The 21969-nt window shown below is 43.8% G+C and carries 20 protein-coding genes and 1 tRNA gene; 17 read left to right on the forward strand and 4 right to left on the reverse strand.

What is annotated here, in order from left to right:
• The first annotated feature begins 408 nt into the window (after positions 1–408).
• The 10 genes from tig (at position 409) to BJP34_RS22915 (ending at position 9597) form a co-directional block, all read left to right on the forward strand.
• On the forward strand, positions 409–1842 hold the full coding sequence (gene tig, locus BJP34_RS22870) for a trigger factor (RefSeq protein WP_070394327.1): 1434 nt from the start codon (positions 409–411) through the stop codon (positions 1840–1842).
• Between the two features lie 322 nt (positions 1843–2164).
• Complete coding sequence (gene clpP, locus BJP34_RS22875; RefSeq protein ID WP_070396835.1) at positions 2165–2854, forward strand: ATP-dependent Clp endopeptidase proteolytic subunit ClpP; 690 nt, start codon at positions 2165–2167, stop codon at positions 2852–2854.
• A 13-nt stretch (positions 2855–2867) separates the two neighbouring features.
• Complete coding sequence (gene clpX, locus BJP34_RS22880; RefSeq protein WP_070394328.1) at positions 2868–4214, forward strand: ATP-dependent protease ATP-binding subunit ClpX; 1347 nt, start codon at positions 2868–2870, stop codon at positions 4212–4214.
• Positions 4215–4330: 116 nt separating this feature from the next.
• Complete coding sequence (locus BJP34_RS22885) at positions 4331–5170, forward strand: alpha/beta fold hydrolase (protein ID WP_070394329.1); 840 nt, start codon at positions 4331–4333, stop codon at positions 5168–5170.
• A gap of 504 nt (positions 5171–5674) precedes the next feature.
• Positions 5675–6787, forward strand: coding sequence for a tetratricopeptide repeat protein (locus BJP34_RS22890; protein ID WP_070394330.1), 1113 nt, complete (start codon positions 5675–5677; stop codon positions 6785–6787).
• 273 nt (positions 6788–7060) lie between these two features.
• Positions 7061–7417: a HesB/IscA family protein gene (locus BJP34_RS22895; RefSeq protein ID WP_070394331.1), complete on the forward strand. Its 357-nt coding sequence runs from the start codon at positions 7061–7063 to the stop codon at positions 7415–7417.
• A 223-nt stretch (positions 7418–7640) separates the two neighbouring features.
• Positions 7641–8510 (forward strand): M48 family metallopeptidase, encoded by an 870-nt coding sequence (locus BJP34_RS22900; protein WP_075902074.1) that lies wholly within the window; start codon positions 7641–7643, stop codon positions 8508–8510.
• Positions 8489–8572 (forward strand) — tRNA-Leu (locus tag BJP34_RS22905). The genes BJP34_RS22900 and BJP34_RS22905 overlap by 22 nt, the downstream gene beginning before the upstream one ends.
• A 22-nt stretch (positions 8573–8594) precedes the next feature.
• Positions 8595–8888: a hypothetical protein gene (locus tag BJP34_RS22910; protein ID WP_070394332.1), complete on the forward strand. Its 294-nt coding sequence runs from the start codon at positions 8595–8597 to the stop codon at positions 8886–8888.
• Between the two features lie 61 nt (positions 8889–8949).
• A complete protein-coding gene (locus BJP34_RS22915) occupies positions 8950–9597 on the forward strand; it encodes a class I SAM-dependent methyltransferase (RefSeq protein ID WP_070394333.1) in 648 nt (215 codons plus the stop codon).
• 122 nt (positions 9598–9719) lie between these two features.
• Here the strand turns inward: BJP34_RS22915 and BJP34_RS22920 are convergent, their stop codons facing one another.
• Positions 9720–10814 (reverse strand): RuBisCO accumulation factor 1, encoded by a 1095-nt coding sequence (locus BJP34_RS22920; protein ID WP_070394334.1) that lies wholly within the window; start codon positions 10812–10814, stop codon positions 9720–9722.
• A gap of 520 nt (positions 10815–11334) precedes the next feature.
• Here BJP34_RS22920 and BJP34_RS22925 point away from each other — a divergent pair.
• The 3 genes from BJP34_RS22925 (at position 11335) to BJP34_RS50510 (ending at position 13304) form a co-directional block, all read left to right on the forward strand.
• The gene (locus tag BJP34_RS22925; protein ID WP_070394335.1) at positions 11335–12573 is read left to right on the forward strand and encodes a DUF445 domain-containing protein; all 1239 of its coding nucleotides are present in this window, start codon (positions 11335–11337) and stop codon (positions 12571–12573) included.
• A gap of 224 nt (positions 12574–12797) precedes the next feature.
• The gene (locus BJP34_RS50505; RefSeq protein WP_149031123.1) at positions 12798–12923 is read left to right on the forward strand and encodes a four helix bundle protein; all 126 of its coding nucleotides are present in this window, start codon (positions 12798–12800) and stop codon (positions 12921–12923) included.
• 99 nt (positions 12924–13022) lie between these two features.
• Positions 13023–13304, forward strand: coding sequence for a four helix bundle protein (locus BJP34_RS50510; protein WP_418904169.1), 282 nt, complete (start codon positions 13023–13025; stop codon positions 13302–13304).
• Positions 13305–13374: 70 nt separating this feature from the next.
• Here the strand turns inward: BJP34_RS50510 and BJP34_RS22935 are convergent, their stop codons facing one another.
• Positions 13375–14397 (reverse strand): glycosyltransferase family 2 protein, encoded by a 1023-nt coding sequence (locus BJP34_RS22935; RefSeq protein ID WP_070394336.1) that lies wholly within the window; start codon positions 14395–14397, stop codon positions 13375–13377.
• A gap of 1147 nt (positions 14398–15544) precedes the next feature.
• On the opposite strand from BJP34_RS22935, the gene BJP34_RS22940 reads away from it, so the two are divergent.
• Positions 15545–17023 (forward strand): protein kinase domain-containing protein, encoded by a 1479-nt coding sequence (locus BJP34_RS22940; protein WP_229423975.1) that lies wholly within the window; start codon positions 15545–15547, stop codon positions 17021–17023.
• On the opposite strand, the gene BJP34_RS22945 is transcribed toward BJP34_RS22940, so the two are convergent.
• A complete protein-coding gene (locus BJP34_RS22945; RefSeq protein WP_070390948.1) occupies positions 17010–18356 on the reverse strand; it encodes an IS200/IS605 family accessory protein TnpB-related protein in 1347 nt (448 codons plus the stop codon). The two genes, BJP34_RS22940 and BJP34_RS22945, sit on opposite strands and share 14 nt — an antisense overlap.
• Before the next feature lie 52 nt (positions 18357–18408).
• Here BJP34_RS22945 and tnpA point away from each other — a divergent pair, with 52 nt between their 5' ends.
• From tnpA to chlP, 3 genes are all read left to right on the forward strand, one after another.
• A complete protein-coding gene (gene tnpA, locus BJP34_RS22950) occupies positions 18409–18828 on the forward strand; it encodes an IS200/IS605 family transposase (RefSeq protein WP_070390947.1) in 420 nt (139 codons plus the stop codon).
• Entirely contained in the window at positions 18825–19256 is a 432-nt protein-coding gene (locus BJP34_RS22955; protein WP_070394337.1) for a tetratricopeptide repeat protein, read from the forward strand. The genes tnpA and BJP34_RS22955 overlap by 4 nt, the downstream gene beginning before the upstream one ends.
• 383 nt (positions 19257–19639) lie before the next feature.
• A complete protein-coding gene (chlP, locus tag BJP34_RS22960) occupies positions 19640–20863 on the forward strand; it encodes a geranylgeranyl reductase (RefSeq protein WP_070396836.1) in 1224 nt (407 codons plus the stop codon).
• Positions 20864–20998: 135 nt separating this feature from the next.
• On the opposite strand, the gene BJP34_RS22965 is transcribed toward chlP, so the two are convergent.
• Positions 20999–21736: a response regulator transcription factor gene (locus tag BJP34_RS22965; RefSeq protein WP_070394338.1), complete on the reverse strand. Its 738-nt coding sequence runs from the start codon at positions 21734–21736 to the stop codon at positions 20999–21001.
• Positions 21737–21969 lie beyond the last annotated feature (233 nt).

Below are 21969 nucleotides of genomic sequence, written 5' to 3' on the forward strand. Positions count from 1 at the left end.
CTTAACTGGTTGTTAGGATCAGCATACCATAATTGCTTAATTGCTTTCGATGCTCCTGTCTAGTTCCATCGGAGGTAGAGGTTGTCCATGTGTATCGATACTTGATAACGGTTAGTTTTACCCTCTACTCCTTTGGAGATCGGGGTTTTGAGTCAAACCCCTTGAGAAATTAGTCAAAGGGACTTTGTTGCCAAACCCCTTGATGGCAAAGCGTCGGCTAGGGCAACTAGTGCATGTGGATAAATACCTTGGCTGAAACAATGTAAATCTTTTTGGTGAATTTTGTTGGTCCAAGCAGGCAACACCTAAAGTAATATAGGAGTCCCCAGGTGGAATCTTTGATTAAGCCAGGTTGACTATCCATTGTCCCAACTAATTAAACAATTAACTCTTCACACCCAAGCGTCAATGAAAGTAACTCAGGAAAAACTTCCCGCTAGCCAGGTTGCTCTGGAAATTGAAATTCCGGCTGAAACGACCAAACAAGCCTATGAAAAGGTTTTACAGAACCTTTCCCGCACAGCCAGAATTCCTGGGTTTCGGCCAGGGAAGGTACCCCGTCAGGTTTTGCTACAACGTCTTGGTTCCCAACAGGTAAAAGCTGCTGCCATCGAAGAGTTGCTCGACAGTACTCTAAAGCAGGCGATTGAGCAAGCCCAAATTGAGGCACTAGGAAACTATAATTTAACCTCTACCTTAGAAGATTTGCTCAGCCAGTTCAAACCAGGAGAACCCCTAACCTTCACCGCATCGGTGGATGTGCCACCAGTGGTCAATTTAGGGGAATACAATGGCTTAAGTGTGAAAGCTGAGGAAACTAAGGTTGAACCAGATGCCGTCGATAATTTTCTCGAAGAACGGCGTGTTGATCAGGCTACCCTAGTACCAGTGGAATCACGCCCAGCCCAGATGGGAGATGTGGTCGTGGTGGATTATGTCGGTCGATTTACTAGTGATAGCGAAGAGGATGAAGGCTCAGTAATACCTAACGGTGAAGCTAAGGATTTTGAAATTGAACTTGGGGAAGGCAAGTTCCTAGAGGACATTCTTCAAGGGATTGTTGGTATGAATCCTGATCAGAATAAAGAAGTAGCAGTGACGTTTCCTGAAGATTACCCCCTAGAAGATTTAGCTGGCAAGTCGTCGGTGTTTAGCATCACCCTAAAAGAAATCAAGGAAAAAGAGCTGCCAGAGTTAGATGATGACTTCGCTCAAGAAGTTAGTGATAAGGAAACCTTGGCAGAGTTACGGGAATATTTACAGCAGGAGTTTCAGGAAAAAGCTGATCAAGAAACGCAAGCCAGCAAGGAGGAGGCTTTAATCAACGCGCTCCTGGAAAAGGTTGAAGTTGACTTGCCTGAAACGCTAATTGACCAGGAACTCCAAACAATTTTGACCCAAACAGCAATCCAGATGCAACAGTTGGGCATGGATGTTAAAAGGCTGTTTACTGAAGAGAATCTACCACAGCTGCGAGAGCGATCACGTCCTGATGCTATCCAAAGCCTCCGACAATCCCTAGCTCTTAAGGAAGTAGCTAAACGTGAATCCCTAACCCTTGAAGATTCGGAAATAGAAGCGAAAAGTCAAGAATTGATGAAGCAGTTGGCTGGTCAAGAGGTAGATCCGGATCGCCTGCGGGAATTTGTCGAGTCGGATTTGCTCAAACTCAAAGCCATTAAATGGTTAGAAGATCACGGTACTATAGAGCTGGTTCCCAAAGGAACCATTACCGAAGAAGAAACTGAAGCAGAAGACACGGCTGTTACAGTAACTGAACTAGAAACAACCGATGCGGCTTCCCAGACTATTGAAGTACCAGCTGAACCAGTTTCTGAGTAAATCCTAGGGTTGGTCTTGTTGGTGATCTTCCCAGGGGACTTGGTAGCGAGTGGCTAAGGTGTTACGGATTTAACTTTTAGAATTATGAGGCTGAAACCCAAGGCTCAGCTTAGATCGCTTTTCAACACTAGATCCTCAACAGCTTAGGCTTATAGATAAGCCTCAACTCTCTAACCGTCAACTCTTGCACCAACAAGCAAACAGTTAAGGCATAATAGTTTCTATAGAGACTTTGACTTTATGCCTATTCGTGCCCTTGTTAGATAGCACCTTTATTAATAAATCGAGAGGTCTTGGCAAATTGTATCCTATGCTGCAATCTATGCTGCAATCTGTGTCCCCTCATTGCTCAATCACCAGCTTAAGTTCTATAGATAAATACCAAATCACCTCCAGTAGTGTTGTACCAATGGTGGTAGAGCAGTCTGGAATGGGAGAACGGGCATTTGACATTTATTCGCGGCTGCTGCGAGAACGCATTGTGTTTTTGGGCACCCAGGTCGATGATGTGGTAGCTGACTCAATTGTTGCCCAGCTGTTATACCTAGAAGCTGAAGACGAGGAAAAGGATATCCAATTGTATATCAACTCCCCAGGTGGCTCGGTAACTGCAGGGATGGCAATATATGATACTATGCAGCAAGTGCGCCCAGATGTGGTTACCATATGCTATGGCTTAGCTGCTAGTATGGGCGCATTTCTCCTAGCAGGGGGAGCTGCTGGTAAGCGGATGGCATTGCCCAATTCTCGGATTATGATTCACCAGCCCCTTGGCGGTGCTCAGGGACAAGCGGTGGATATAGAAATTCAAGCTAAGGAAATTCTATACCACAAGCAAACCCTTAACGAATTACTGGCTAATCACACCGGTAAACCGGTGGCTCAAATTGCCGAAGATACCGAACGCGACTTTTTCATGTCAGCGGCGGAAGCTAAAGACTATGGTTTAATTGACCAGGTGATCTCCCGGCAGAATCTTCCTAACCAGGAAGCAGCTGTCGCTTCTATTTAGAAAGAGGCTTCTTATGTCTAAATACGACTCCCATCTAAAATGTTCCTTCTGCGGTAAGTCTCAAGAGCAAGTACGCAAATTAATTGCTGGCCCCGGAGTCTATATTTGTGATGAGTGTGTTGATTTATGTAATGAAATTTTAGATGAGGAGTTACTCGATTCCGGTGCGCCTGCTCCCCAGCCTGCTCCTCGACCAGAACCTGCCAAGAAACGTCGTCCCCGTGCTAACCGCATTTCTATGAATCAGATTCCCAAACCCAGGGAAATTAAACGGTATCTAGATGACCATGTGATTGGTCAGGAGGAAGCCAAAAAAGTTCTGTCAGTTGCTGTGTACAACCACTACAAGCGCCTAAGCTTGCTCCAATCTAAAGCTCAGGGTCAGGGTCAGGGAATAATGGATGATGGCATAGAGCTACAAAAGTCCAACATTCTTCTAATTGGTCCTACTGGTTGTGGTAAAACATTACTCGCCCAAACCTTAGCCAAAATATTAGATGTGCCTTTTGCTGTGGCAGATGCCACAACCCTGACAGAAGCTGGTTATGTTGGCGAAGATGTAGAAAACATCTTACTGCGACTATTGCAAGTGGCAGATCTGGATGTAGAGGAAGCCCAGCGAGGGATTATCTATATCGATGAAATCGATAAGGTAGCCCGCAAGAGTGAAAATCCCTCCATTACCAGGGATGTTTCTGGGGAAGGAGTCCAGCAAGCATTACTGAAAATGCTAGAAGGCACCATTGCTAATGTGCCCCCTCAAGGTGGACGCAAACATCCTTATCAAGACTGCATTCAAATTGACACCAGCAATATTCTGTTTATTTGCGGTGGTGCGTTTGTTGGTTTGGATAAGGTGGTTGAGCAACGCCTAGGCAAGCGTTCCATGGGATTTATTCAGCCTGGAGAGAATCAGTCGAAGGAAAAGCGCACAGCGGATATTCTGCGACACTTGCAGCCAGATGACTTGGTGAAATTCGGCATGATTCCTGAGTTCATTGGTCGGATACCAATGGTAGCGGTCATTGAACCCCTGGATGAAGAAGCCCTGATGGCAATTTTGACAGAACCCAAGAATGCACTGGTCAAACAGTATATGAAGCTGCTGAAGATGGACAATGTTAACTTGGAGTTTATGCCAGATGCAATTCGAGCGTTGGCCCAGGAAGCTTACCGTCGTAAAACTGGTGCTAGGGCGTTAAGGGGCATTGTGGAAGAATTGATGCTGGAAGTGATGTACGAGTTGCCTTCTCGTAAGGATGTCACTCGCTGTACAATCACTAGGGAAATGGTAGAGAAGCGTTCAACTGCTGAACTATTGGTTCATCCTTCTTCATTGCCAAAGCCGGAATCAGCATAGTAGTAATTTGTCATTGGTCAAAATCAAATTTATTGGTTGTTGATTGTTAATTGTTAATTGTTGATTGTTGATTGTTGATTGTTGATTTTCAATTAACAAAGGACAAAGGTCGAAAAATGCCTTACATTCAAATTCGGGGTGTAGAACACTACTATGAATGGGTAAAGAAGTCAACAGCTTCTGGAAATAAACCTGTGATGGTCTTTATCCATGGCTGGTGTGGCTCGTCTCGCTACTGGGAAAGTACCGCTAAAGCTCTATCCAATACCTTTGACTGCCTCCTATATGACCTAAGGGGGTTTGGTAGGTCAAAATTACCCCAACAGGGGACAAACTTGACCTATGAGATGGAGGACTATGCTGAAGATTTAGTGGTGTTGTTAGATACCCTGGGACTTGGTCGTATCTATATCAATGCCCACTCCCTAGGGGCATCTGCTGCTACGATGTTTCTCAATCGTTATCCTGGGCGGGTTGAGCAGGCAATTTTGAATAATAGCGGTATTTTTGATTATGACGAGAAATCCTTCACCGCTTTTCACAAAGTTGGTGAGTTAGTAGTTAGGTTCCGCCCCGGTTGGTTGTTAAATATTCCCTTGGCCGGTACCGTGTTCATGATGCGATTTTTGCACCATCCCCTACCTAGGGCAGTGAGCCGGGTTTTTTTGGCAGATTACCTCATGGCAGATCATGAGGCAGCTTTGGGAACAATGCTGACTGCGGTTAGTAAGTATGCGGCGGAGGTAATGCCTAATAAGTTCGCTCAGTTAGAGGTACCAACCCTGCTAGTTTCTGGTGAATACGACAAAATTATTCCTTCAGCACTAGGGCGTAGAGCTTCACAATTAAGTGAAAACGTCAAGTATGTTGAAATTCCTGATACAGCTCACTTTCCAATGTTGGAGGCTCCAGGGGTTTATCTAGAGCAGCTGCGGGAGTTTATTTGTCTTAGCTGAGGCTTAAAGAAATTACTACTCTTCGAGGAAAATAAGTGGTTAGTGCTCAGAAGACTGAACCACAGAGGAATAGGTAAAAAAATCAGGAAACCCCCAACCTGTAAAAGCTGGGGGCGGTGATCAGGGTGCATCTACTACTTCCTTATTCGAGTAGGTGTGACCCTTCTCCGGACAGATTTTGAGAGTGAGTTTGCTTCAAGAAGCGCATCCTCCGCAACCGGCTAACGGGGAGATCGGGAAAGAAGGTAGTATGTATGACGGCAACTAGGTCTTTCCAGATTAGTGTGCATAGGCTACTGATGTTAATTTTTATAAATAGCTCAATAATTTCCTTAACTTACTGAAAAATATATTTAGGAATATACAGCAAGTTGTGAGGAATCTTATCTCTGGAAACCGAGGTAAAACAGAGACATAACTGCTGAAAATGAGCAAGGGAGATGGGCTACTCAAGTTTCTTGGGCTCCATCATCCCCCCCATCTACATCAGGGAGCAATATTACTATGGCACATCTGGTTCAGAATCTAGTTGAAACCGAAGTCGAGCAACACCAAAACAAGACTGCAGGAGATAACCCTGTCCAGCCTCAATCTCGTAAGTATCGCAAAAATCAGTTACAAAATATACTAAAAACACTGCAAAACACCTTAGCAATTTGTCAAACTAACGAAGATTTGGCTGCTCAAGTTGATACTCTCAAACGCATTGGGTTAGTTCATTGCCGTTTGGGAGAGTATGCCTGGGGAATCAAGTGTCTCGAGCAAAGTTTACAAATGGCCAATGATGTTGGTTCACCCAAGAGTTTAGGGGTCATTCTTCATCATCTCGGCATGGCTTATTCCCAGACTAACCAGGATGATAAGGCATTTAAGGTTTATCTAAAAGCATTGAGGATTTTCCAAAAAACTCAAGCTCACTCAGAGATTGCTAAAATCCTTAATCACCTAGGGGAAATTCACAATAGCTGGCATCAACCAGTACTGGCTCTGAGATGCTTTCGCCAAGCGATGAAGATTTTTCAAAACTCAGGCAATTCAATTGAGGGCGAAGGCAGAGCACTGGCAAATATAGGGGAAGCTTATACCCAGCTTGGAAGATACCGTCAAGCTCTTGCTGTCTTGGAGCAAGCCCTAACCATTCACGAAAAAAAAACATCCTCTCGTTACTCTAGTCGCAAGTTAACTACTCTTGAGAGGATTGGCACAGTTTACTTCCGACTAGGTGAGGAACTACGGGCATTGGATTTCTATCATCAAGCTTTGGAGATTGGTCAGGAACTGAGTAAATCACTTCATGGTAACACCAGAAGCTTAGATTATATCGGAGCGGTTCACTACCACTTGGGAAATTACCCCCATGCCTTAGCGTATCACTTACAAGCCTTAAGACTTTGGCAAGAAATCTCCCATCCTGGCCAGGGGGATAGCTTGTTCCATGAAAAGCTTGAATTCTCTCAACTGAAAAAAGTTTATAACTGTCTGGGTATATCTGAGCAAGGGGTGCAGTGCAGCAAACAAGTACAGAAGATGATCATTAACTGTGGTTACCGAGTTAGTGAAGAAGAGATTAGCCACTATCTGAGTCACGGTGGAAGGTTAAACCATAACTTAGATTGATAATGCAACGTAGAATGATTAATGCCTGGTAGCCTAAAGACTCGTTACAATAAAGATTCAAACCCCCAATAATTTCCATTTAACGACAATTAGATAATTATCGATAAACAGCAAAACTGTGAACTGGCAGAGCCGATTTAGGTATAAGCTGTGAAGCATCTAGTTTGATGAGAGCGTATAAGCGTGCATCTAAGATTAGAGGCTGATAATTATCTTTCTTGACGATGCACAATAACTTAACACCAAACCAAAATTAGGAGTCACAAGTAAGCAATGGCACAAGCAACTGAGTCACAGCAAAAAGGTATTCAACTGACAGACAAAGCCCTAAAGCATGTTTTAGCCCTGCAACAAAGCCAAGGAAAAGACCTTTACCTGCGAGTTGGTGTTCGCCAGGGAGGCTGTTCAGGACTGTCTTACATGATGGATTTTGAAGAACCTAGTAACATTCGGGAGAATGATGAAATCTTTGACTACGATGGTTTCAAAATAATCTGTGATCCAAAAAGTCTGCTTTATCTCTACGGTCTGGTACTGGATTATAGCGATGCTATGATTGGTGGTGGATTCCAATTCACCAACCCCAATGCCAATCAAAGCTGTGGCTGTGGTAAGTCGTTTAGCGTTTAGGGGATTGTTAGTTGAAAGTCTGTCAATTCAAGACCACCACCAAGGACTAGAGGAATTAGGCAGTGGCGCTATATAGGTTCGTGCTTATAGGTAGCGCTATATGTAGTTAGGGCGCAAGGCTTGTAACCCTACAATAGATTAGGCTTGAGCCAGAGATTTTGGGGAAGTCCTAGACTAATAAGTAATGACTAATGACTAACGACTAACATATTATTTTCAGCTAATGACTAAAACATCACTATTTGGTCTGAAGGCAGATCATTTTCGTCATCCCCTAGATTTGGAAGCAACCACAGCCCTGAAACAGTTGCCAGGGATAGACTTGGTGGTGCGAAATTTACTAGGTCCTGTAGCGGAACAGTTTTTTTACCTGAACAATATCTCTGCTAGTGTCTTGGTGGGACAAAATCAACTGCCCCATCTTCATAAACTACTCGAAGATGCCTGCACAACTTTAGATTTAGAGCCGCCTCAACTTTATGTGCAGCAAAATCCCTCTCCCAATGCCTATACCTTCGCTATGCGGGGTAAGCAGCCTTTCATTGTCTTGCACACCTCTTTAATTGATCTGCTGACACCAGAGGAAATTCAGGCGGTTATTGCCCATGAACTGGGTCATCTCAAATGCGAACATGGGGTGTACCTGACACCGCTCAATATCATGGTATTAGCGGCTAGTTTAATTCCGAATTGGGGGATGCTCATTGCTCAAAGCATACAGGAGAAGATGTTAGAGTGGCTACGATGTGCGGAATTCAGTTGCGATCGCGCTGCTTTACTGGCTACTCAAAATCCGAGAGTGGTCATGTCTGTATTGATGAAACTAGCTGGTGGTTCCCCAACTCTGGCACCACAACTGAACCTAGATGCGTTTATTGCTCAAGCTAGGGCTTACGATAGCGCTGGTGATACTGAGCTGGGTCAAGTACTCCAACAATTGCAGATCTCTCAACTGAGCCATCCCTTACCTGTACTACGGGCGCGAGAAATTGACCGTTGGGCAAGTTCTCAATCTTATCAGTCCTTGTTAAATCAGCAGCTAATTAGTTATAATAATGGAGATGCCCAAACGGGCGGGTGGCGAAATTGGTAGACGCACCACACTCAAAATGTGGCGGCCTTATGGTCATGAGAGTTCGAGTCTCTCCCCGCCCACTGTAACTAAGGGGCAATAGTGATGGCACAACGACTAAAACGGTGGGAATCGCCCCGCCGCCAAGGACGTAACTGGAAAGGGAAAGGAGGCTCTGCACGGCGCAAACAACTGAAAAAACAGACTCAGATGCTGCGCCGGAAGCTTAAGGAAAGTCCGAAAGCACTCCAAAACCGAAACCAAGACAAGCACAATCAATACCAAAATCAACAAGGGGGAAGAGATATAAATGCTCTTCCCTATTTTTTTTGTAGAACCCTGTCTAAGCGGATCAAAATATTCCTTGAAATAACCCAAACTCAGAAATACTTACCATAAGCTTCATAAATCTTTATAATATTCGTGAGGAAGCTTAACAAAATAGATATTAGCTCATACAATGATCGACCAGCGCCTTCAACGCAGTAAATTGGATGAGAGCGATGATGCTCTGTTCTATTCATTTCCACGGTTTGTGACTCATGTCGATGAGGGCTTTATTGATCAGCTGGTAAACCTCTATCGGGAGCGACTACAACCCAACACCCGTATCCTCGATCTTATGAGTAGTTGGGTTTCTCACTTACCAGAAGACATGGAGTTTGCTCATGTTGAGGGGCATGGGATGAATGGCGAAGAATTGGTCAAAAATCCTAGACTTAATCACTACTTTATCCAAGACTTGAATCAAAATCAGCAATTGCCATTGCCTGACCAAGACTTTGATGCTGTCCTGATTGCTGTTTCAGTTCAGTATCTTCAGTACCCCGAAAAAGTTTTTGCTGAGATTCATCGCGTCTTAAAACCAGGGGGAATAGCAATTGTTAGCTTTTCTAACCGAATGTTTTTTCAAAAGGCGATTCAGTCTTGGCGAGATGGTAGCGAGCAAAGTCGAGTGGAGTTAGTGAAAACCTATTACCAGTCTATTCCTGGATTTAGTTCGCCTGAGGTTGTGGCTCGACCCTCCCCGCTTCCTACTTTTCTGCTACAGCTTGGGATCACTGGAGGCGATCCATTCTATGCAGTACTGGCTAATCGAACTAATTGAGCCTTTTTATGAAGGGTTTTGTTGAGGGTAATTTTTAACAGTCAACAGTCAAAAGTCAACAAAAAAGCAACAGTCAAGAGTCAACAAAACAGAAATTAACTAACTTAATAACTAATGACTAATTACTCATCAATTTGCCAGACATCTTGACTCAAGGCTTCATCCAGAATTTTTTTGGGTCGTAATAGTAGGATGAGGCGTCCCAAAAAACTAACATCAGGAGAATCTGGAAACCACTTAATCTCCAACTGTCCTGATTCTTCAACCAAAAAGTAGCTGTCCCCATCCCACTGCTGCTGTGAGCGGTCAATAATAAGCAAAATCTCTTCAGGTTTGTTATTCTGTTGAATAGGCAGCTGATTACTGTTACACAAAATCACCACTGGATCTTGTGCCTTCAAAACTACCTGCCAGCCGGGTACTGCCACGAACGTCTGCTCTCGAAGCCCTTTAACTATACTGAAAGCACCGGTATAGTCAGTTTTAGGAACCTGGTTGAGATCAGCTATTGTCAGGGGTAAGGATCCCACTACGGGAAGCAAGCGGGGTAAATCTTCTTCAGCTTCGAGGCGGTATATGGGTAGTCTGGGGGCTGGACGCTGAGTGCTACCAAATGCTCCTGTGAGTAATTCTTCGATTTGTTGTCGGGCTTGTTGAGTATGAGCAAACATCAAGCCTCGGGCAATCAAACGAGAACGTTCTTGCAAATCATTGTGTTGTTTGGCAAGTTTCCAATACTGATAGGCAACAGCATCTCCAGGATGATTGGTGAATCCCTCGGGTGGACGGCTTCTGCGGGAAAAGGTCTTGAGTGCTTTGGCAACTTCATGGGCTCCTTCGGAGTTCAAGTTTCTAGCAACCAGAAATTCAGCAGCAGCAGCTCGTTCCTCTTGGGTGAGAATCCGCAACTCGTACAGGGAATCGCTACCAGTACTCTCAAAACGCGATCGCACTTGATCGGACACCCCTACTGTAATCAAACTTGTGTAAACCTGAGATGCCACCATCACTTGATTCTGTTGAATTGGCTCAAACCCAGTTTCTTCAAAAATTACCTGAGAACTGTAGCCAGCTTTTTGTAGCTGCTGACAGGCTTTACCCCACTCCACCCAGTTGCATTCTTTGCGCCGCAGTAAGGTTAATAAATCTTCAGTATTTATCTGTTCTGAATTGGTTTGAGGGTGACTTTCAGGAGAGCCTGGTGGTACTTCAGTCATGGTTTAAAGAAAAAGAAAACGAACAGTGCCATCAACGGCAATGTGTATTATATCCCGTGAGGGTTTAGTGTGGCAGGATGTCACTTTTGGAAAAAGCCTACAATAGAGATTGGGCATTAAAGCAATTTTTGAAGTATAAAAGATGAAGATAGCAAGTGTAAAGGCAGCAATGATAAAGGTGAGGGATGGTGCATCTTTAAAATAATCCTCAAACCTAATAATTGTTAAGGAACCGCAGCCATATATAGCGCTTCTACTAGTAATGAGGTACACAGGATTTTTTCCCTATTACCTGATCTGAAGTTCCCTATTCCCTATTCCCTATTCCCTATTCCCTATTCCCTATTCCCTATTCCCTATTCCCTATTCCCTATTCCGTATTATATACTCCCTAAACCCCCAAGGGCGTCGTACCTCACCTATTTAATAAATGCTATAACTAAAACTTCTGACTTTTTCCATCATACTTTAAACTTGCCGATTACCTGCTTTTTAAGTTCTACACAACTCGATTTTTGTTTTGGATCTGTTTAACTTGTTCTTGTTGTTTGTTCCTCCTATAGCTGGGGGAATTATTGGCTATTTCACCAATGATTTAGCCATAAAAATGTTGTTCCGTCCCTACAGACCAATTTACCTCGGTAAGCGTCAGCTACCTTTTACACCAGGTTTAATTCCCCGCAACCAGGAACGGCTGGCTAAGCGAGTGGCTGACACTATTATGGGGTCTTTGCTGACGCCAACAGAGTTACAGCGTTTGGCAAAGCGTCTGCTGCATACTGAACGTGTGGAAGCAGCGATCTTGTGGCTATTAAACTTAGCGCTAGATCAAGTCCGGTCGGATAAGCAACAGAAAACAGCTCATATTCTTGCTGGGATTCTCCGAGACTTGATCGGGGAATCGTTGCCACGTATGCTAAAAGTCTTAGCCCGTCGTAAGGATTTTCTAGAAGCCCAACTTAATCATGTTTTTGACCAGATTTTATTGGAGTTTCGACTGGATCAAGAACAAGCTCGGAAGCTTTCTGAGTGGATATTAAAAGTAGTACTCCCCCCAGATATTTTGCGACAGGCAGTTATTGATTTCCTAACTGACCGCAACATTCAAATCATTGATGAAGACTTTCGGGAAAAGTCCAGTGGGACATACTGGGTAGTGGCAAATTTATTTGGTCTGCGCAATGCTTTGATCCGCCTGCGAAGCTTTTGCCTTGACGAAAAAGAAGCGACTAATGCTCGCATCGAAGAGTTAATTGTGGCTCTAGGAACTCGCGATCGCTTGCGGGAATGGTTGCAAAATGTTTCATTGCAAAATCTGCCTTTGTCAACAGTGAGACAGCTACGGAAAACTATGCGGGATTCGGTGCGTGCTTATATTCAAGAGGGTGGTGCTGGATTTATACAAGGATTAAATCAATCTATTGACTGGGAAAAGGTGTCTGTGTTAATTGTTAATCGGCTCCGAGAGTCAGCAATTATGACTACATCGTTAACAATGATTAGCCAGGAACTTGCTTTGGTGATAGAGCGCTACCTGGAGGAGGATTTGGAAAAAATTATGACTGAAGTGATTCCGATTTTATCTATTGATGAGGTGATTGTTGAACGGGTAAACGCTACTTCTCCAAAAGATATGGAAATCACGATTCAGACTTTAGTAAAAAGTGAATTACAAGCTATTGTGAATTTAGGGGGTATTTTAGGGGTAATGGTAGGACTATTTCAAACAGTGTTGCTGCTGTTGACAGGAGGAATTTAATCAGGATACTCTCTAAGCTGGTCTTCATTTAAATTCTATGGTTCTGACAGCAGGGGAGCAGGGGAGTAGGGGAGCAGGGGAGAGGGTTTGACGGTTTTTTTTATAACTGAATAATATCCAATTTAAATGCGCAACAGCTTAGGATTTATCCTGAGGCTGATCTTACCGAACGGGACGTTTATCCCAGTTTATGCTAAAACCGAGGAGTAGAGGTACCTGGGGAGATGAAGAAAGAACCAATTACAAGTCATCAAGAATTGAAAGTGTATCAAATGGCATTCGATGCTGCTATGAAAATCTTTGAATTCTCCAAAAAGTTTCCCGTTGAAGAACGTTATTCATTGTCTTGATGCAGTCGCTCATGGGGGAAACCACGGCAGTCGCTCATGGGGGAGACCCCCAAGACCGCGCTGCCTCCCCAAGACCGCGCTGCATCGCTAACTGATCAAATTCGTCGCTCATCACGATCTGTTTGTGCAAATCTAGCTGAAGCTTGGAGAAAGCGTCGATATGAAGCAGCTTTTGTAGCTAAACTCAATGACTGTGTTCGCGTAGCGTCTCCGAAGGAGTTAGCTGAAGCTGCTGAAAGTCAGACTTGGATCGAGTTTGCTGTCAAATGCAACTATCTGGATGTGGAATCAGCTAGAGAAGTATATGGAATCTATAACCAAGTTTTAGGTGGTTTGGTAAGTATGATTACTAACCCCTCACCTTGGTTAATGAAACGTTGATATTCTTTCTCTCCAAATCCCTCTACTCATAAGCCCCTCTGCTCCTCTGCTCCTCTGCTCCCCAGCTCCCCTAGCACCGCGATTCTGGGAATTTAGAATTTTTCCGGCTAATGATGGATAAAAGTTTACGAGAACGAGGACCTCGGTATCTTTCGTATAGTAAAAAGTTGGGTACTATCGTTCTGATGGAATAGAGTAAATCTAATAACCAACGATGATTAACTTTAATTTTGCCATTGAGCAGATACACTGGTAATTCCACTAATTTAGCCAGTCTAGTAAAACTTTCCTGGTCTTTTTCTTCAAAACTTTTTTCTATCAAATACTTAATACTTTTTTGGCAAAAGCCAACTAATTTTTGGTGATTTTTCAAGACAATTTCAAAATACTTAATGTAAGACTCCCGCATCAGTGAGCTATTATCGGTGAGATTGAATCGGTGTTTTCTATAATAGGCTCCAATGATTGGAGTATGGACAAATCTGACGTTCCGTTGCAGAAGTTCCAATACCCATTCTCGATCCTCACAGGCTTTCAAGCGAGTATCAAAATTTCTCTGGTCTAAGAGTTTTTTCTTGAACAGCATCGATTGCTGTAACAATGGAAAAGGAGAGTCTGCCAGAAAATCTGGACAGATTAGCAGTCGTTCGATTAGCTGTTCTTTGGTGAGAGCACCAACAACATGAGGCTTAGTTTCAATAATGTTCTCGCCTTGATCAACATAGACACGTTCGTAGTCGGAGTAAAATACTACATTATCACCAGTTCCCTCTAAACAGCTCAATTGGAATCTGATTTTATCTTCATGAATCCAATCATCAGCATCTAAGAATTGAATCCATTCTCCAGTGGCTTTATCAGCGCCAAAATTACGAGCAGATGATACCCCTCCATTGTCTTTATAAAAGTACTGTATCTGTGGGTAGTACTGGACTAACTTATCAGCAACTTGGCGGGTATTATCAGTAGAGCCGTCATCGACAATAATGCATTCAACCGGGGAAAAGGTTTGGGCTATTACACTCTTTACTGATTGTTCGAGGTACTGGGCTTTATTAAAGGTGGTGATAACTACTGAGACAGATGTATTCATGAAATAAATTATTTATACCATAGGTTAAAAGTCAGTAATGACCAAATTTTTTTGGCATTATCCGGTTGGTAGTCTTGGATTCAGTTATAAACGTCTACTCGGAAAATACTGGTTTCAGGTAATGATTTAAGCGACTGACATACATTTTCCCAGAGATAATCTCTGAGCTAAGAGCCAAAAGGCGATCGCCAGCGGTACTTTTTAAGCTTTTGCACTACTTCTCAAAGAAGAGCTCACAAAGTAGAACTCAGTAACCCCTTGTCTTCCGGCCAAGCTAATTTCCTGGGAAAAGGGTATAGCCATAGCATACTCGACGAACTGGTAATTTTCAAAGGGGGTGGGGGGTTTCAAGGCTGCTTTAATACTGGTCTTATGGGGGATTCTGCCCCCTGATGGGATTTTGTTCAGCTATAGTCAAATTCAAATCCATGTAGAGCAGCGCATTTTGGTGGCTGATGGGTGATCTGATGTTTGTTAAAACATCATTAATAAAGAATCATAGTAACTATTAACAGATAATTAGTAGTAGTTTTGGGTTGGTTAGATTAATGAGTATAACCCTCTTGAAAAGGCTGATTTATTAACATAAATTAGCTGCAGTCACTGTCTTGATGCAAAGGGCGAGTGCTTTGGGTTATGTGTGGGTCACGTGGATGCACCTTGTAAGCCTCGTGGGGACTCCTTTGGCCGACTGAATCCCTATGTTTATGTAGAAACTGGCTTGTAATTTAAATTGGCGATCGCGTTTTTAGAGCTAGTTGCACAGAGGTATTGAGTATTTTCCTCAGAGGTCTATTGAAATTTATACCCTCTGAGCATTTCCGCATCTGACTATCTGAGCATCAGCCCCATTCACAATTTAAATGGGTGACAGCTTACTCTCTCATTTGAGTCACTCATTGTTAGTTTAGCTGATTCAGGGACAAGCCTCTAAATGTCCGATAGTCAAGGAAAAAGTTAACGTTGCGATGCGACACCGAGCTTTCTAATGGTGCTAGGGAACGGGCAACAAGAGGAGGGAGTTGAGGGTTAATTAAACAATTGGTAATGTTAACTTTCGTTGTGATATAACTAGCTTTAGGATCCAAATCAATGGTATATTTACTTGATTTGGAATCATAATTAAGTAGTCATCACTAACCCTTAGATGAGCCGCTTATCTGCACAGACAAAACCCGCAAAAGCCCTAGTAGGCGGACGCTACAAAATTATCAACCAACTGGGAGCTGGTGGGTTTGGTCGAACTTTCCTGGCACAAGATATACATTTGCCAAATCAACCCCGATGTGTGGTTAAACATCTTTTGCCCCAAACCGCACAGACGGCAACGCTGCAAATGGCAAGACGCCTTTTCGATAGAGAAGCTCGATTTCTCTACCAGCTAGGTAATCATGACCAGATACCTCGCCTACTGGCACATTTTGAGGAAGATCAGCAGTTTTATCTGGTTCAGGAATTGATTGAAGGACAACCTTTGAATCGAGAACTTGTCCAGGGTCATCCCTGTTCACAAGAGCAAATTATTAATTTATTAACAAAAATTCTACAGGTATTGGCCTTTGTTCATCAACAACAGATTATCCACCGCGATATTAAGCCCTCTAACCTGATCCGCCGCCAAGGGGACGACAAAATCGTGCTGATTGACTTTGGTGCTGTTAAGCAAGTCAGTAGCCAAAAGATTAATCCTGAAACCGGGGAAACTCATTTAACGGTTTCTATAGGTACCCAGGGCTATATGCCCCATGAGCAATTGGCAGGAAGGCCCCGCTTTAGCAGTGATATCTATGCTGTCGGCATGGTTGGTATCCAGGCATTAACTGGGGTTCATCCCAAAAACTTTAAGGAAAATTCTATAACTAGTGAAATTGATTGGCAACACTACGCAAAGCAGGTTAGCCCAGAGTTGGCGCATATTCTTGACATTATGGTGCGCTATGATTTCCGTGACCGTTATCGGACAGCAGCTGAGGCTCTAGAGGTACTGGCTAGTTTAGCAAAACCGCAACTGTTGTCTGAAGCTGAGGAAGAAATCCCTACTCAGGAAATTACCAGGGAAAGCGAGTCTGGGATGGAACTCCCAATTCCGGATATTAGGAAGCTAGCAAACACTACAGTCCCCTCGTTAATGATAACCAGGACTCAAAGTAGAACTACGCCTCAACTTGACCCCCCCCAACCTTCGAGAGGTTCAGCACCTAACCTGACAACACTATCTATTCCGCAACGATTGGTGAAGTTGGGCTTAATTACTGTATCGATAACTATGTTGGGGGTGGGCTTGCTGCTGTGGAAAACGTTTCTATCCGCCCAACCAACTGGTGAAAATACTGACTATAAGACTGACTATAAGACTAACTATAAAACTGAGGCTACGGTTACAGGGGAGCAAGTTTTAGAGGAAGCTGACCAGTTGCGGAAATCTCAACAGTACCAGGAAGCTCTAATACTATATGACCAAGCGATCGCTAAAAAAGCAGATTTTCCGGAAGCCTATTGGGGCAAATGCTACAGTCTGAATCAACTCCAACAGCCGGAGATGGCAGTTGTTGCTTGTAATGATGCCTTACATATGAAGCTTCCCCCACCTGGTAAACCGAGGTGGGGGTGTCCTATGCTAATCTAGGGCTAGCCGCAGCCCACAAATCACACAGACAAGCCCAGCTTCTAGGCGGTCGTCCAGAGCTTTTGCTGAAACGACCCTCGTTGTCATTTCTGCGAACGAGTTTAAGCACACCTCTAGCGCCGATATTGTAAGCACCGTTTAAGTCGGCATTGAATTGCTTACCTGAGGAGAAAGTTGCTAGGGCATAATTTCCTGAGTCACGTTTAACAATGCCTGAACCATCATAGGCAAGCTTTGAGGTATATGCTGCAACAACCTCTATTACTTTGCCTCCTAACTCAGCCCATTTCTCAAGCGTAAAATCGCGAATTTTTGCCTTGAGCCATCCGTGAAATCTTTGCCGAAGGTTAGACCGTTTTCGTCCCCCTTTTGGCTTCCATGCCTTAAGGTTCTCAAACACAATCGCTTCGGAGTTAAACTTTTCAGCAATCTCAACAATTCGCCTAGAGACTACATGACTGATTTGGTTGTTGATTCTTTGGCATTTTTGGTAGGTCTTAGAACAAAAACCCTTGTGAAGTCTGCCACCCTTCCCCATGGTTTTAGATGCACGCATAGATACAGACTTCAGTCGCTTGTCCCTGCGGTCTATGTCTCTCCCCGGATGGATGAAATCTCGGTGGATTACAGTGCCACTGTGGGTTACAACCGATATCGTTGCAGTAGTATTAATTCCGAGATCTACCGCTGTTACATTAGCCTCTGGTTTCCGTTTTTCTGGCTTGCAACTAAACGGAACTGACAGATGGCAAGCTCTTTCATTAAATATCAAAGATGGTGACAACATCTTATTGGTTGCCACCTGATGACGCTCTCTTAATCCGGTAATTTGAACGGTAGTCCAGACCCAGTCAGAGCCGTTAAAGACTTTGATTTCGACTTGATTGAATCGGTGTAGTTTATAGCATTGGCCTTTATATAAAGCTGGGTAACAGCCAGTGTCAGCATTCAGTTTCGGAGGACTGGCATTAGGTAGTTTCCTAGTGCCTGCTTGCCATTCTCGGTAACGGGTCACAAAACTACTAACTTGACCCGCCGCAAATGCGAGCGCAGAACGACGGTAATAGCTGGGAAATTTATAAAAAGCTTTGTTGAACTGAGGATACTTGACACTGGGACGCTTAGCTGTCTGATGCATTAGTTTCTCGACAGCAGGAGTCAGCTGATCCGCCGTTAAGTTCCCGAATTTACTCCAGTGAGTGTAAATAATACCAACCAAGTATCTGCAAGCACGACGATAGACTTTAACCGTCTCAGTGAACAGCAGACGCTGCTCACTAGTTGCGTTAAGCCTCCATTTGTCGGTGCGAATGATCTGAGTTGGTGTTTTCACAATCTCAACGGAATTGCTAATATGTCACTATATTAACCTATAGTATCACAAAATGTCAACCGCCTTTCGCTCTTTCGCTCACACTGTTTCGTTAATCAAGATTCACATAGTGTTTGTCACTAAGTACCGCCATCCAGTAATTACTGGGGACATAGAAGAGGACATCTTAGACTTGGCAAAAAGCATCTGCGAGAAAAATAACTGCATCCTTGAGGATGCCAAGGCGGACTTGGGGACAAATGATCATATCCATCTCCTAATTGATTTAGCCCCTAAGGTATCAATTTCCAAGCTTTGCAACACCCTTAAGACAGTGACCAGTAGAGAGATTAGAAAAAGATACGCAAAAGAATTGGCTCCCTATTACTGGAAGCCAGTCTTCTGGAAAAGGGGATTTAGTGCTGTTTCTTGTGGAGGAGCCCCCCTTTCGGTTCTAAAGCAATATATAGAAAACCAAGGTTACGACGATTGATTGACTTGCTCCTTAACCCCCACCTGGACGAGGTGGGGGAATGCGTCGCATTTTTGTTCAAACCTAACTATCCAGAAGCTGTGTGGAGCCTTGGTCAAGCCTTTGACCAACAGCAACGGTCTGTAGAAGCCCTTAGACTCTATAACCAAGCCCTTACCCTCAAGCCAGATTTAACGGAAGCTTGGCTTTCACAGGGAATAACCCTCCAAAAGTTGGGTCGTTCTGTTGAGGCGATTACGGCTTTGGAGAAAGCGATCGCACTTCAACGAAATTTGGCAGACGCTTGGATGACTAAGGGGGAAGCTCAGATGACACTAGGACGCTTTAATCAGGCAATCACTTCTTTAAATAAGGCACTCCAGATTGAACCTAACCACCGGAATGCCCTGAAGCTACGTCAGCAGGCACGGCAGAAACTGCAACCCTAAATTCAGTAGTTCCAAAACTTGACTCTCGCACCATCTGCATCTGTAGTCCTACTTTGACGAATTGGTATTACTTTACCGATTTGCCTACACTATCGATATTTTCTCTTATTTTCCAACAGGTTTAATAAAGGTCTAATAATTAAGAATTAACCATTAAGAATAACAATTCCTAACAATTACACAATAATTAACAATTCATTATTAATCTTAACAATTAACCGGTAACGATTAAAATGACCAATCACAGCGGTAATCATTAAGTAATGTTACGAACTTTTGTTAAGGTGTATTGCAACTTGACCCCAAATATTAGGGAAGCTTCAGATCACAGGAAAGTCCATGATAGTATGCATTCCGTAGCTTAAAAAACCATGGGAGAAAACATGCCAGCACTAAGGGTTGCAGTAGTTGGTTCGGGACCAGCAGGTTCTTCTGCTGCCGAGACGTTAGCTAAAGCAGGAATCGAAACCTATTTGTTTGAGCGTAAGCTGGACAATGCTAAGCCCTGTGGTGGTGCGATTCCACTATGTATGGTGAGTGAGTTTGACCTGCCACCAGAAATTATTGACCGGCAAGTGAGAAACATGAAGATGATCTCACCGTCTGATGTTGAAGTTGATATCCATATAGAAAAGGAACACGAATATATTGGGATGTGCCGTCGCGAGGTGCTTGATGGGTTCATGCGCAATCGTGCGGCTGAGTTGGGGGCTAACTTAATTAATGGCACCGTTTATAAACTCGATATTCCCACCAGTAACTCTCAACCCTATACCATCTATTATTCTGACCATTCTGATGGCAGTGTCAAGGGAATCCACAAAACCTTGAAAGTAGATGTGGTGATTGGAGCTGATGGGGCAAATTCCCGGGTTGCCAAAGCAATTGATGCTGGGGATTACAATTATGCGATCGCTTTCCAAGAGCGCATCAGTCTGCCAGATAACATGATGAATTACTACCAAGACCTGGCAGAAATGTATGTGGGCAATGATGTCTCTCCTGATTTCTACGCTTGGGTCTTCCCTAAATACGACCACGTTGCCGTTGGAACCGGCACTATGAGGGTAAACCAATCCCTGATCAAAAAGCTACAAGCAGGGATTCGTGCCCGTGCGGCTAAAAAACTTGTGGGTGGCAAAATCATCAAAGTGGAAGCCCATCCTATTCCTGAGCATCCCAGACCTAGACGTGTAGTTGGTCGGGTAGCTTTGGTAGGTGATGCTGCTGGAACAGTCACTAAATCCTCTGGAGAAGGGATTTACTTTGCGGCTAAATCAGCTCGCATGTGTGCTGAAACCATTGTGGAAACCTCTAACGGTGGTAGCCGTATCCCCACAGAGAGTGACCTCAAGCTTTACCTGAAGCGCTGGGATAAGAAATACGGCATGACCTACAAAGTCCTAGATATTCTACAACGAGTTTTCTATAACTCCGATGCTAGCCGAGAAGCCTTTGTAGAGATGTGTGCTGACAAGGATGTGCAGCGGCTGACTTTCGATAGCTATCTCTATAAAACCGTTGTACCTGCTAATCCTCTTATCCAAATGAAGATTACAGCGAAGACAATTGGTAGCTTGTTGCGGGGCAATGCTTTGGCTCCCTAGAAGTTGATCAATTTTTGATCAGAAGTAGCCAACTGAGTAACGGTGAGAAAGCTTACCCCCGGCTTAAGGGCGGGGGCTTTCCCATCTAGGTTAACAAAGTCGATTTGTAGTAGCTCTGACATCACCAAGTTCATCCTAGGCAGTCGCCGAATTCACTTCTAGGGTCTTTTCTGTATTGGGCAACTCTAAGCAATAACCTGCTCCATAAACGGTTTTGATGTACTTAGGATGGCGGGGATCAGGTTCTAGCTTGGTTCTCAGGTGACGAATATGTACTCGAATGGTTTCGATATCATCGTCAGGGTCATACCCCCAAACCTCTTTAAGGATTTCGCTGGGAGAAACAGTTTGACCATGGCGCTGGAGTAAACAGTGCAGTAGTTCAAACTCCAGATGGGTCAGTTTCACGGTTTTATCAAACCAAATCGCCTCAAACCTTTCTGGAACCAGGGTCAAAGGACCATAGTTCAGGATTTCCGTATGCTTAGCAGCTTGGGGAATTCGGTCTGTGCGCCGTAGTAATGCTCGCACTCGCGCCAGCATTTCTTCGAGTTCAAAGGGTTTGGTGAGATAATCATCGGCACCAGCATTAAAGCCTTCTACCTTATCTTGGGTTTGACCTAGGGCAGTCAACATCAATACTGGAATATCGGAAGTGCGTTCATCCCGACGTAACCGTTGGCAGACGGTGAAACCATCTACCTTGGGTAGCATCAAGTCTAGCATAATCAGGTCTGGCTGCAGTTGCAGAGCTAGAGCCTGACCCTTGATGCCATCCATTGCTTGACTAACATCGTAGCCAGCCATCTCCAAATTGATGGTGACTAATTCTGAAATTGCGGGGTCGTCATCGATGACCAGTATCCGGGGCATCACTAAGGAGTTGTTGCTAAGGTTTATCCGTTAACGTTCGATAAGAACAATTTGAGATTAGTAACAATACTTATACGATTATAAAGGCAGACTTTACGTTTTTTGTAAACAAAAGCTAAGAATTTTTAAGATTTTTTAATTTTACCAGAAACTCCCTAAACCTCAGTGCTAGAGTCGTAAGTCCTGAGTAGACAGGATAAATCCATGGTGCTTGCACTGTGGAAACCGGAGTA

Source organism: Moorena producens PAL-8-15-08-1, assembly GCF_001767235.1.
In the GTDB taxonomy this organism is placed as follows: domain Bacteria; phylum Cyanobacteriota; class Cyanobacteriia; order Cyanobacteriales; family Coleofasciculaceae; genus Moorena; species Moorena producens_A.